11 protein-coding genes are annotated in these 13,293 nt (G+C 27.5%); 9 read left to right on the top strand and 2 right to left on the bottom strand.

Going from position 1 to position 13,293, the window contains the following annotated elements:
- Positions 1 to 223 precede the first annotated feature (223 nt).
- From AC11VW_RS11605 to AC11VW_RS11630, 6 genes are all read left to right on the top strand, one after another.
- Complete coding sequence (locus AC11VW_RS11605) at positions 224 to 904, top strand: ABC transporter ATP-binding protein (protein ID WP_484301584.1); 681 nt, start codon at positions 224 to 226, stop codon at positions 902 to 904.
- Positions 904 to 3,432, top strand: a complete 2,529-nt coding sequence (locus AC11VW_RS11610; RefSeq protein WP_484301585.1) for an FtsX-like permease family protein — start codon at positions 904 to 906, stop codon at positions 3,430 to 3,432. The genes AC11VW_RS11605 and AC11VW_RS11610 overlap by 1 nt, the downstream gene beginning before the upstream one ends.
- Positions 3,433 to 3,703: 271 nt before the next feature.
- On the top strand, positions 3,704 to 4,273 hold the full coding sequence (locus tag AC11VW_RS11615) for an accessory gene regulator ArgB-like protein (protein ID WP_484301586.1): 570 nt from the start codon (positions 3,704 to 3,706) through the stop codon (positions 4,271 to 4,273).
- Positions 4,274 to 4,511: 238 nt separating this feature from the next.
- A complete protein-coding gene (locus AC11VW_RS11620) occupies positions 4,512 to 5,216 on the top strand; it encodes a YczE/YyaS/YitT family protein (RefSeq protein ID WP_484301587.1) in 705 nt (234 codons plus the stop codon).
- A 223-nt stretch (positions 5,217 to 5,439) separates the two neighbouring features.
- Entirely contained in the window at positions 5,440 to 6,606 is a 1,167-nt protein-coding gene (locus AC11VW_RS11625; protein WP_484301588.1) for an iron-containing alcohol dehydrogenase, read from the top strand.
- Between the two features lie 267 nt (positions 6,607 to 6,873).
- Positions 6,874 to 8,229 (top strand): MATE family efflux transporter, encoded by a 1,356-nt coding sequence (locus AC11VW_RS11630; protein WP_484301589.1) that lies wholly within the window; start codon positions 6,874 to 6,876, stop codon positions 8,227 to 8,229.
- 23 nt (positions 8,230 to 8,252) lie between these two features.
- Here AC11VW_RS11630 and AC11VW_RS11635 read toward each other — a convergent pair whose 3' ends face one another.
- Both AC11VW_RS11635 and AC11VW_RS11640 read right to left on the bottom strand, forming a co-directional pair.
- Entirely contained in the window at positions 8,253 to 8,609 is a 357-nt protein-coding gene (locus AC11VW_RS11635) for a winged helix-turn-helix transcriptional regulator (RefSeq protein ID WP_484301590.1), read from the bottom strand.
- Between the two features lie 175 nt (positions 8,610 to 8,784).
- Entirely contained in the window at positions 8,785 to 9,387 is a 603-nt protein-coding gene (locus AC11VW_RS11640; RefSeq protein WP_484301591.1) for a TetR family transcriptional regulator, read from the bottom strand.
- 275 nt (positions 9,388 to 9,662) lie between these two features.
- On the opposite strand from AC11VW_RS11640, the gene AC11VW_RS11645 reads away from it, so the two are divergent.
- The 3 genes from AC11VW_RS11645 (at position 9,663) to AC11VW_RS11655 (ending at position 13,274) form a co-directional block, all read left to right on the top strand.
- Positions 9,663 to 10,349, top strand: a complete 687-nt coding sequence (locus AC11VW_RS11645) for a YczE/YyaS/YitT family protein (protein WP_484301592.1) — start codon at positions 9,663 to 9,665, stop codon at positions 10,347 to 10,349.
- 382 nt (positions 10,350 to 10,731) lie between these two features.
- Positions 10,732 to 12,165, top strand: coding sequence for an MATE family efflux transporter (locus tag AC11VW_RS11650; protein WP_484301593.1), 1,434 nt, complete (start codon positions 10,732 to 10,734; stop codon positions 12,163 to 12,165).
- Positions 12,166 to 12,347: 182 nt separating this feature from the next.
- Positions 12,348 to 13,274 carry a S8 family peptidase gene (locus AC11VW_RS11655; RefSeq protein WP_484301594.1) on the top strand — a complete coding sequence of 309 codons (927 nt, stop codon included), beginning with the start codon at positions 12,348 to 12,350 and terminating at the stop codon, positions 13,272 to 13,274.
- Positions 13,275 to 13,293: the final 19 nt, after the last annotated feature.

Here is a 13,293-nt window from a genome sequence, read left to right on the forward strand (position 1 = left end):
TTAATTTTAAGTGTCACGATATCGTGAAAGTGTAGATGCTCAATTAGAATATATATTTATCAATTTAAATGAAATATGTCACAACTGTTATATTTGAGACAGTAGTTTGTTAGAATTGATTGATATATTTATGGTATAGAAAATCAATTAAATAAAAAGTAATCATAATAATTACTAAATTGATAAATATTTTGATATGGATAAACTTTAGGGGGAGAAAGAGATGTTAATAGTACAAGCTAAGAATTTAAAAAAATATTATGGAAAAGATGAAAATCTTGTAAAAGCACTAGATGGAGTAGATTTTGAAGTTCAAGAAGGCGAGTTTGTTTCAATTGTTGGAACTTCAGGAAGTGGTAAAAGTACATTGCTACATATGATAGGTGGGCTTGATATGCCTAGCGAGGGTAGCGTTTTGATAAGTGGCAATGACATATTTAAATTAAATGATGATGAATTAACTATCTTTAGACGTAGGGAGATAGGATTTATATTTCAGCAGTTTAATTTAATACCAATTTTAAATGTGTATGAAAATATAGTTCTTCCAATAGAACTTGATGGAAATAAGATAGATAATGATTATGTAGATACTGTTATAAATACACTTGGGTTAAAAAGCAAAATAAATAACCTACCAAATAACTTATCAGGAGGTCAACAACAAAGAGTGGCAATAGCAAGAGCTTTAGCTACTAAACCAAGTATAATACTTGCCGATGAGCCAACAGGGAACTTAGACAGTAAAACTAGCCAAGATGTAGTTGGACTTTTAAAAACTATGAGTGAAAGATTCAATCAAACTATTGTTATGATTACTCACAATGAAGAAATCGCACAGATGAGTGATAGAATAATAAGAATTGAAGACGGAAAGATTGTATCTGGGGCGGTGAGTAAGTAATGATAGGTAATACTAACAAAGAAGTAATAAATAAAATATCTAAAAAATCTTTTAAAGCTAATAAAAGTAGAAATCTATTTGCCATTATTTCAATAGTGCTTACAACCTTACTTTTTACATCATTGTTTACTATAGGAATGAGTAACTTAAAATCAACTGAATATAGTAAAATGCGTGTAGCTGGAACTACTTTTCATGGTGGATTTAAGGATTTAACTAAGCAAGAATATGAAAAAATTAAAGAGCACAAATTAATTAAAGAATACATATCATCTGTATTTTTTACAGCAGCAGAAAACAAAGAGTTTGCAAAAAGGTCAGTTGAAATTAATTATGGTGATAAAAAATATGTAGATGGCTGCTTTGCAAGTCCTATTAAAGGTGATATGCCTAATAAAGAAAATGAAATATTAGTTGATACGTTTGTACTTGATATGTTAGGAAAACCACATGAAATAAATCAAAGTATAAATTTAACTTACAAAATAGATGAAAAAACTTATAATAAGGACTTTATTGTAAGTGGAATATACAAAGGTGATACTGTAATTGATGCAAGTAGAGTATACATATCAAAAGAATTTTTAAATACTAATCTTAAGAATATAAATGAAGAAGAACTCAAAAAACAAAATGCACAATGGGGGCTAATAAATTTAGAAGTTAATTTTTCTAACTCATTTGACATAGAAGGTAAATTATTAAAAATAATAAAAGAAAGTGGATATGATATTGAAAGTATTGATATAGGAGTAAACTGGGCTTATGCTAGCACTAGTATGTCAGGTGAAATTGGACCTATAATAGGCGCTATTTCACTACTTGGAATTATAGGATTAGCAGGTTATTTAATAATATACAATATATTTTATATATGTGTAGTAAAAGATACTAAGTTTTATGGATTACTAAGAACAATAGGTTCTACTAAAAAGCAAATAAAAAAAATAGTATTAAAGCAAGCATTAATACTAGCTATTATAGGAATTCCAATAGGTTCGATTTTAGGATATGGAGTAGGAGTAGTTTTAGCTCCATTAGTTATAGGTAATACAACACTAGAATTTACAAAAGTATCTGCAAGTCCAATAATATTTATAGGTACTTTTATATTTTCATTAATAACAGTACTTATAAGTGCTTACAAACCAGCTAAAATAGCGTCAAAAACATTGCCAATAGAAGCTGTAAGATATAGTGGAGTAAATACAGTATCTAAAAAGAAGTTTAAGAAATCTTCTAACGGAGCAAAGATTCATAAAATGGCACTATGCAATATCTTTAGAAATAAAAGCAAAGCAATAATAGTTATAGCTTCTTTGTCACTTAGTATAATAGTTTTAAATGTTGTATATACAGTAGTATCTGGATTTGATAGCGATAAATATTTAAAAGATTTTATAGGAACTGATTTTACAATAGGAGATACAAGTTTTTATAGATGGCGTGCTTATGAGGGAAATTTAAATGCAGTTACTGAAGATTTATGTAAGGAAATAGAAAGTATAAAAGGTGTTGAAACAGTAAATAAGATGTATTATAGAATAGATGAAAATACATTAGAAATACCACTTACTCATTCAATGCAAGCAAATATAGATAAGAATATTGATTCAATTGATAAAGATAATATAGATTCAGTTAATAGAATGAAAGAAAGTAAAAAAATATCAGCGGATTATTATGGAATAGATGAAGGTATATATAAAATTCTTGATAAATTTGTAGTTGAAGGTAAATTTGATTATGAAAAATTTAAAACTGGAAACTATATAATATCATTGAGTAATTTTCAATTAGGAAATATAGCCAAGGTAGGCGATAAGGTAGAAATACCATTTAAAGATGGAAGTAGTAAAGAATATGAAGTTATGGCTGTAGTAGATTATTTACCGCTATACTTATATGCAGGATACTCATTTGCAGGATTTTCAGGATATTTACCATCTGAAGAATTTAAAAAAACAACAGATGACCACTCTATAATGACTGCTATGTTTGATGTAGATGATAAAAATGTAGAAGAAGTAGAAAATTACTTAGAAGGACTAGATAGTAATAATCCATCATTTGATTATAGAGCTAAATCAACTTACATGAAAGAGTTTAATGAAATGATTAGAAGTTATGAAAGTGTTGGATATGGTCTTAGTTTTGTAGTAGGTATAATAGGGGTGCTTAACTTTATAAATGTTATAGCTACAAGTATTATATCTCGTAAAAAAGAATTAGCGATGCTAAATAGTATAGGAATGACTAAAAAACAAATTAAGAAGATGCTTGTTTTAGAAGGCATAGACTATGTTTTACTTACAATGGGTGTTATTTTAGTTATTGGAACACCTATAACGTACTTTGGAGTGGATTTAGTTGCAGGAGCTATGAGTTTCTTTAGTTATAGCTTTAGAATATTACCAATAGTATTATCATTACCAATACTCTTGATAATGGCAGTAGCTATACCTTGTATATGCTTTAAGAAAATAAATAAACAAAGTGTAGTTGAAGAATTGAGAGAAAACATATAGAAATTATACCCTCTTCTTTAAGTGTTTATGATTTTGAGTGCAAAAACTTACTAAATCATAATTTATAAGAAGAGGGTATTTTTTTTATATAGCAAATAAAATTATAGATATTACAATGAGTGAGAAAAAGGCTATGTTTATTCATGAAATTGCAATAAAAAATATAAAAAATGCCCAGTTTTGCATAGTTAACGACCAGTTTTGCACAATCTATTGATTTTTAAAATAGAAGATGTTATTTTAAATGTGTAAAAGATTTAAGGAGGGGAATATGTCTAAATCGTGTGATGATAAGGTAGTATCTTTTTTAGTTTCAAATAAAGAAATAGATAAAAATAGATTCAAGGTATTAATTGCGTTTTTAGTAAATATATCTATTGTAATTGGGGTGGGAATAGTTTTTGATACATTGCTTCATTCAATAATATTTTTATTATGTTATTGTGTAATAAGGAAGTTTGCAGGAGGGTACCATGCTGATAATAATAGGAAACGTCTAGTTATATTTGTATGTGTATTTATAATTACAACCTTGTTTAGTAAATACATATATATAAAATCATATAAACTTATAGTAGCTTTAATATCAGTTATAAGTTTTATAGGAATTTACATTTTATCTCCTGTAGAACCTAGAAATAAACCATTGAGCGATGAGAAAATAAGTAAATATAAAAAAGTGTCAAGATTTATAGCAATTATAGTTATTATTTGTAATTTAATTATTTTAAACAACGATAGGTTATTTAACTATTCAATTTATATTAGTAGTGCATTATTTTGGATTTTTATAATGTTATTTTTAGGGATTATTAAAAATAGTATGGAGAGAGGATATTAAAAAACTAGAAGCTAAGTATAGAATACAGAATTAATCTTTTATAATCCATAGTAATCATCTCTTTTTATTTAAATTACACCCCTGATAAGTAAAGTATAGTAATAATTTTGTTTAAATTCAGTAAATAATTGAATAATGAGTTTAAAAAGGATTATATAAAGCCTACACTCTTTAATTATAGGGCGAAAAGAATATATATCTGATATAATTAACTTATCAAAGAGGAAGGTGTATAAAAATGGTAAAAGGAACAATATTAAGATTTATAAGATTATTCATAGGTTTATTTATATGCTCACTATCCATAGCATTTATGATAAATGCAAACTTAGGTTTATCACCATGGGATGTACTTCACCAAGGAATAGCAAATAAAATGGGTATAACAATAGGAACAGCTACAATTGGCGTAGGTTTTATAGTAGTAGTACTTGATGCTATATTAGGGGAAAATGTAGGATGGGGTACTGTGTTTAATATGATGTTTATAGGAACTTTCCTAGACATGATATTATTCAGTAATATGATTCCTATATCTAATAGCTTACTAGTAGGTATTGTAATGTTATGCGTGGGTATGATATTAATGTCATTTGGAATGATACTTTATATTGGAAGTGGATTAGGTAGCGGACCTAGAGATGGTATGATGGTTGCTTTTCAAAAGAGGACTAATAAATCGGTAAAATTAATAAGAGGTGTAATGGAATTAGGGGCATTAATCGTAGGTTATTTATTAGGTGGTAAAGCTGGGATAGGTACGGTTATAACTGCTTTAGGTTTAGGATATTTTATACAAATGATATTTAAATTATGTAATTTTAAAACTGAGAATGTAGTCCATAGGTCTATATTAGATGATATAAATTATGTTAGATTATGTATGACTAAAGATATAGATCCAAAACCACAAGAAAATAAAAAAATTGAAGAAATGCTATAAGCAGAATAAACCTTGGTGCTACACCAAGGTTTATTTTATTTATAGAGGTGATACAATGAATTAATAAAAAATATAGCTAATATAATATATGCAATCACATAAATACTACCTTTTGGTGTGTGCCACACCAAAAAGTGCCTCCTTTTTTTTAGACTAGAAACTATCTATACTAATAAATGAGGTTACCAATAAACAAAATAAATAAAATATAGGAGGAATAAATATGAATAGATTTACAATACCAAGAGATTTATACTTTGGAGATAATGCAATAGATTATTTAAAAGAAGTAAAAGGAAACAAAGCAATGCTTGTAATAGGATCTGAAAGATTAATAAATGATGGAACAGTTCCTAAAATACAAGAAAACTTAAAGGTGGCTAATATAGAAACTATAGTTTTCACAGGTGTAGAAAATGACCCATCAGTAGCAACTGTTAGAAAAGGTGTTGAAATGATGAATGAATTCAACCCAGATTTAATAATTGGTATAGGAGGAGGGTCTCCAATAGATGCAGCAAAGGCTATGTGGATATTCTATGAGTACCCAGAATTTACTTTTGAAGAAGCTGCAAAGCCATTTAACTTACCAGAACTTAGACAAAAAGCTAAGTTCATAGCAATATCAACAACGAGTGGAACAGCAACAGAAGTAACTTCATTTGCTGTAATAACAGACAATGAAACTGGAGTAAAATATCCAATAGCAGACTACAACATAACACCAGATGTAGCTATAGTAGATACAAATTTAGTCCAAACAATGTCTAAGACATTAGTAGCAAATACAGGAATGGATGCATTAACACATGCAATAGAAGCATATGTATCTAATGCTAGAAATCCTATAACAGATGCATTAGCTATGAAATCAATGGAAATGATATATTCAAACTTAGTTAATTCTTATAATGGACAAGACCAAGCTAGAAGAGATATGCATATAGCTCAAAACTTAGCAGGGATGGCATTCTCAAATGCTATATTAGGTATAGTGCACTCTATGGCACATAAGACAGGTAAAATATTTAACATACCTCATGGATTAGCAAATGCTATATACCTATCAGCTGCTATACAATTCAATGCAAAGACAGCAAAAAGCTTATATGCAGACATAGCTAGTAGATTAGAATTACAAGGAAATACTGAAGATGAATTAGTTAATTCATTAGTAAATCTTGTAAAACAATTAAGAGCAGATATGGGAATGGTTAATTCATTACAAGAGTTCGGAATATCTGAAGAAATGTTTATGGAAAACCTACAAGCGATATCAGAAACAGCAGTAGCTGATCCATGTACAGGGACGAATCCAAGAGAAATTTCAGTAGAAGAAATGAAAGAATTATTTAAAGCAGTTTACTATGGAGAAGACGTGAATTTCTAAACTAAATATAAAAAATTAATAAAAATAAAATCATCTATAAAATTAGATGGTTTTATTTTTAAGTAAGTTAAAAGTAGTAGATAAGCTTAAAGAAGAGATATCAAATGAATTTTAAAGAAATATAAAGCTAAAACTAGTTAAAAAAGATGGTAAAAAAGTTGTATGTTCTATAGATAAGTATTCAAGTCAATAAAAATTTGAAAATTGATTCTACTTAAAGTAGAATATCAGGATAGATTTTAGAAGAAAAGAAAGGAGTTTATATTTATGGAAAACTCAATATCACAAAATTTTAAATTATCATCACTTATAAGATTCACAATGCCATCAATAGTTATGTTAATATTTATGTCTTTATATAGTATAGTTGATGGAGTTTTTGTATCGAGATTTATAAATACAGATGCTCTTTCAGCATTTAATGTAATATATCCATTTATAAATACTGTAATTGGAGTAGGTGTAATGTTAGCTAGTGGAGGAAGTGCAGTCATAGCTAAAAAACTAGGTGAAAGTAGAAATGATGAAGCAAGGCAAAATTTTACGTTAATAATTATAACAGGACTTGTGATTGGAATTATAATTGGAATTATAGGATATATTTTCTCAGATAAAATAATATATTTATTAGGTTCGACAGATGAACTGTACAAGTATTGTAGAGATTATCTTATGATGTCGTTAATATTTGTATCTTCATATATTATTAACTTGTTGTATCAAATTCTTACAATAACAGCAGGTAAGCCTAAAGTAGGGCTAATATTAACAGTAATAGGTGGAGTTTCTAATATGCTTTTAGATTACATATTCATAGTACTGATGGATATGGGAATTTTAGGAGCGGCACTGGCAACAGGAATGGGAAATTTAATACCTTCTATATTAGGGACTTTATATTTTATAAAAAATAAAGAGACACTTTATTTCGTGAAACCTAAATTTGACTTAGATATGTTAATAAAAACATGCATAAATGGTTCGTCTGAAATGATTACAAATTTAGCTACAGGAGTAACTACAATGCTTTTTAATATTATTATGATGAAATATTTAGGATCTGATGGAGTAGCAGCCATGAGTATTGTGTTATATGGTCAGTTTTTAGTAACAGCTATTTATATAGGATTTTCATCGGGTGTGGCGCCAGTTATAAGTTATAGCTATGGCGAACAAAATAAAAAACAAACAAGGAAAATAATAAAATATAGTGCTATATTTATAGCTGTAAGTTCTATATCTTCATATATAATATTTATGATATCAGCATCAAGCATAGTTGAAATATTTTTTTCTAAAGGAAGCAATGTATATGATATAGGATATAATGGACTTATTATATTCGGGACAAGTTTCTTAATTACAGGTGTTAATATTTTTACATCATCAATGTTTACAGCATTCTCAAATGGTAAAGTATCTGCAATAATATCATTTTTTAGAACCTTTATATTTATAGTAGGAGGTATATTGATATTACCTAAAATTATAGGTGTAAATGGAATTTGGATTTCTGTACCACTAGCAGAAGTTCTATCTATTGTTATATCTATTAATTACATTTACAAATACAAGGATGATTATGGATATGGAAAAGATATAGCATTAAATATATTTAAATAAAGAAAAATAGAAAGTTTAACTTTCTATTTTTCTTTTGAAAATTCATTAACAAATTCCTTACCCCAAATATCCATTTCATTTAAGATAGGTAATAGCTTTTTACCTAAATTAGTAAGTGAATATTCAACCATAGGGGGAACTTGATTATAGATTTTTCTATTTATAAGCAGATTCTTTTCTAGAAATCTTAGCTGTTGAGTTAACATCTTTTGGCTTATATCAGGTATCATATTTCTAAATTCATTGTAGCGAATAGATTCATGAATACCTAAGTTCCATAGTATAAGGGATTTCCATTTACCACCAATAACTTCAAGAGTAACTTCAATTTCACATCTATAGCTATCACAACTAACCTTATTTGTTCTAAGTGAAGGCAAAAAATCACATCCTAACATTTATGATATATATAATTTTACCATGGATTGTAGATAATAATCAAAATTTATATTCAATATATAAATTTAGAAAAGAGATAACGTATGAAAATTAAATTATTTAAATTTATTAGATTAATGAGTGTTTTTAATATGCATGGAAATTGGTTAGTGAAAACTATTCATTTGATTTAATAAATAGTTTTAAATACATTTGTAAATCATCTATAGCAAGCTTTAATAAGTCCTCGCAAGAATTACTTATAAGCCAATTAAATACAATACCTCTTGTAAAAATATGTATTTTCCAAGTTAATTTTTTTATATCTAGATCAACTAGCAACAAATTATTTTCACTGCAATAACAAATTATTTGATAAATTGATTTAAATAATACTCTATCTTCAGATAAAAAATATTCATTTTTGGAAGATAAATGAATTCGATAAATTTCTTTTAATATAGTTTTATCAAATTTTAAAATCGTATTAGAAATTGTATAAGAAGCAATATCTAATATAGCATCTGTTGGGGAGATTGAATTTAAATCATAAGTATGAAGTAAGTTATCAGATAATCTATACATCTCTAATAAAATATCGTCCTTTGAAGAGAAATATATATAAAAAGTTCCAACAGACACACCAGCCTTTTTACATATAGCACGAATAGTTACTTTGCTAAATTCTAACTCATTTATCAAATTAATTGTAGCATTAAAAATATTTTGCCTTGTTAGTATAGCTTGCTCTTGGCGAGCTGTTAATTGTGGATTTTCCATATTAAAACTCCTTTTTTATATACTAAGGTATTAGTACATGATTAATTAGATTCTTTATCTAAACCAATATATTCTTAATATTTAATCGAAATTATACGGTTAAGTTATTGTAATTATAGCAGAAAAATATAGAAAATAAAAATATTGACAAAGGATTTAGAAACGTTTATCATTCAATTAATAAACATGTTCAGTGAATGAGTTTATTAATTGAATGATAGGGGGAAGTAAAATTAAAAACGAGCACAAAATATTATTCAGGGGAGTTGATAAAAATGGTAAAACAAACGATATTAAGATTTATAAAATTATTCATAGGGCTATTTATATGCTCACTATCGATAGCATTTATGATAAATGCTAACTTAGGTTTATCACCATGGGATGTACTTCACCAAGGAATAGCAAATAAAATGGGTATAACAATAGGAACAGCTACAATCGGGGTAGGTTTTATAGTAGTAGTACTTGATGCTATACTAGGGGAAAATGTAGGATGGGGTACTGTATTTAATATGATATTTATAGGAACTTTCCTAGACATGATATTATTCAGTAATATGATTCCTATATCTAATAGCTTACTAGGAGGTATTGTAATGCTATGCGTAGGTATGATATTAATGTCATTTGGAATGATACTTTATATTGGAAGTGGATTAGGTAGCGGACCTAGAGATGGCATGATGGTTGCTTTCCAAAAAAGGACTAATAAATCTGTAAAATTAATAAGAGGTGTAATGGAATTAGGGGCACTAATCGTAGGTTATTTATTAGGTGGTAAAGCTGGAATAGGTACGGTTATAACTGCTTTAGGTTTAGGATATTTTATACAAATGATATTTAAATTATGCAATTTTAAAACTGAGAATGTAGTCCATAGGTCTATATTAGATGATATAAATTATCTTAGAGTATGTATGACTAAAGATATAGATGAAAAACTACAAGAAAATAAATAAATTCAAGAAATTATATAAGCAGTATAAACATTGATCTAGATCAATGTTTATACTGCTTATATAGGTGATACAATGAATTAGTAATCATGCTGACATACTCATTTTTATAACCACTTTTTACCTTTATATGAAAATTAGTCCCTATATTTGTTAGTTGATTTATGGTAAAATGATTAAAAGACATTTTATGAATACTGCTTAGTTTTCTTAGCGATGAATTAAGTGTATCATATATGTTTTTTTTGCGTTCACTGATGTGAGATTTAATTATATAATTTAGGACAAAATAAAATACTCAGATAATAAATTTTATTTTTGCAAATAGTTTTAAGTAAAACTATGTTATGTAAAATTTTTATATAAATGAAGGAGGAGTAAAAAAATGAGTTCACAACAAATGCTAGGGACAGAATCGGTTTATAAATTATTGTTAAAATACTCCATACCGGCGATAATAGGTATGATGGTTAATGGTTTATACAATGTAGTAGATAGAATATTTATAGGAAATATACCAGGTGTAGGTCCTTTAGCTATCACAGGGCTAGGAGTTACAATGCCTATTGCAACTATAATATTGGCGTTTGGTATGCTAATAGGATTAGGAACGACAACTAATATATCTATAAAATTAGGTCAAGGAAAAAAAGAAGAAGCACAAAAATTAATAGGAAATGCAATTACGTTATGTATAGTAATAGGTAGTATACTTACAATCATAGGACTAATATTTTCTGATAAAATACTTATGTTATTCGGAGCAAGTGAAAATACTTTAGTTTATGCTAAATCATATATTAACATAATACTTATGGGAACTATAGTGAACTTACTTGCATTTTCACTAAATCATTCAATAAGAGCTGATGGAAGTCCTAAAATATCAGCAGGAATTATGATAATAGGATGTATAACAAATATAATACTAGATGCACTATTTATATTTACATTTAATATGGGAATACAAGGAGCAGCGATTGCAACAGTTTTATCACAAGCACTTACAGCAATTTTGACAATGGCATATTATTTATGTGGGAAATCTAATTTAAAGTTTACTAAAAGTAGTTTAAAGTTAGATAAAAATTTAGTCTTAGGTGTATTTGCCATAGGATTATCACCATTTTCTATGCAAATTGCAGCTAGTATGGTTTTAGTAATATCTAATCTTGTACTAAAAGTATATGGTGGAGATTTAGCAATAGGTGCAATGACCACAATATCTTCAATAGCTATGATTTTTTTAATGCCTATATTTGGACTAAATCAGGGAGCACAGCCAATAATAGGATTTAATTATGGAGCGAAACAATATGATAGAGCGAAAAAAGCATATTTAGCATCAGTTACAGTAGCTACGATTATATTATGTATAGGAGCATTTATAATACAAATTTTCCCAGAGGTGATTATAGGTTTATTTAATAAAGATGAAAAATTCATGAAAGTATCTGTAGAGGGCATAAGAATTTACTTATTTATGCTTCCTATAATAGGTATATCTATAACAGGAAGTAACTATGTACAATCTATAGGAAAAGCTAAAATAGCAATGTTTTTAAGTTTACTAAGACAAGTGATACTATTAATACCAGCTATACTTATATTACCTAGATTTTTACAACTAAAAGGAGTTTGGTTAGCACAACCTATTTCAGACTTTATAGCAACTTCTGTTACTGTAATAATCTTAGTTAGAGAATTAAAAAGCTATAAAAAAGTATCAAATAACAAAGAAGCTTATAATAAAGATATGCAAGATAAAAATATGAACACAGAGTTTGCAATTGAAAAAGATAGTGAAAAATTAATATAAAGATAAGATAAGCCTAGATTCAAATAATCTAGGCTTATTTTTAATGTTGTAAGGTGTAACCCTTTTGTATTTAAATCCATATTTTATAATGAAATATAAATGGTAATATGTAAGAATAAACTATAACAATTATTTACCGTTTATATAACATAAATGTATTTTATATAAAAGGATGATATATTATGAATGAAAATTTAAACTTAGTACCTTTTACTATAGAAAGTGAAGTAACTGACTTAGCATATACTATTCCTTATGGTATTAATATGATTAATGCAACAAATTTATGGTCGAAAGGCTATACAGGAAAAGGAGTAGTTGTAGCTATTATAGATACGGGTTGTGATACAAAGCATCCAGCTTTAACAGGAAGAATAATTGGAGGTAGAAATTTTACTACTGATGATAATTCAAATCCTAATATATATAAAGATTATCAAGGTCATGGAACTCATGTAGCAGGAACTATAGCAGGAAATACTACTAAAGTTGGAGTTACAGGTGTAGCACCTGATGCGAAATTATTAATTTTAAAAGCATTAGATAAAAATGGTAGTGGTCGTATAGAGTGGATTATAAATGCTATAAATTATGCAGTAGCTCAAAGAGTAGATATTATATCAATGTCTCTAGGAGGTCCACAAGATAGTAAAGAGTTACACAATGCAGTTACTAAAGCCGTAAATAATAATATATTAGTAGTATGTGCAGCGGGAAATAGAGGAGATAATGCAAATGCAAATACAGATGAGTTGGATTATCCAGGTGCTTATGATGAAGTTATAGTAGTAGGAGCAATAGATTCTAACAAAAATATTGCAACATTTACTAATTCAAATAAATATGTAGATATAGTAGCCCCTGGTGTTAACATTTTATCTACTTATAAAAATCAAACTTATGCAACTTTAAGTGGTACAAGTATGGCAACACCGCATGTAAGTGGTGCTTTAGCTCTTTTAATAGAATGGGCAAATAAAGAGTTTGGCAGAAAGATAACAGAATCAGAATACTATTCTCAACTTATAAAATGTACAGTACCGTTGAAGTTTTCAAGAAAACTTCAAGGAAATGGGTATTTATATTTAGATGTATATAATGCAAAATAAATATATTTAAACTTAATAC

This window comes from Romboutsia sp. (assembly GCF_056995035.1).

Coding starts and splice junctions, on each gene's coding strand:
- AC11VW_RS11605 (WP_484301584.1), top strand. CDS start 224: ATGTTAATAGTACAAGCTAAGAATTTAAAAAAATATTATGGAAAAGAT.
- AC11VW_RS11610 (WP_484301585.1), top strand. CDS start 904: ATGATAGGTAATACTAACAAAGAAGTAATAAATAAAATATCTAAAAAA.
- AC11VW_RS11615 (WP_484301586.1), top strand. CDS start 3,704: ATGTCTAAATCGTGTGATGATAAGGTAGTATCTTTTTTAGTTTCAAAT.
- AC11VW_RS11620 (WP_484301587.1), top strand. CDS start 4,512: ATGGTAAAAGGAACAATATTAAGATTTATAAGATTATTCATAGGTTTA.
- AC11VW_RS11625 (WP_484301588.1), top strand. CDS start 5,440: ATGAATAGATTTACAATACCAAGAGATTTATACTTTGGAGATAATGCA.
- AC11VW_RS11630 (WP_484301589.1), top strand. CDS start 6,874: ATGGAAAACTCAATATCACAAAATTTTAAATTATCATCACTTATAAGA.
- AC11VW_RS11640 (WP_484301591.1), bottom strand. CDS start 9,387: ATGGAAAATCCACAATTAACAGCTCGCCAAGAGCAAGCTATACTAACA.
- AC11VW_RS11645 (WP_484301592.1), top strand. CDS start 9,663: ATGGTAAAACAAACGATATTAAGATTTATAAAATTATTCATAGGGCTA.
- AC11VW_RS11650 (WP_484301593.1), top strand. CDS start 10,732: ATGAGTTCACAACAAATGCTAGGGACAGAATCGGTTTATAAATTATTG.
- AC11VW_RS11655 (WP_484301594.1), top strand. CDS start 12,348: ATGAATGAAAATTTAAACTTAGTACCTTTTACTATAGAAAGTGAAGTA.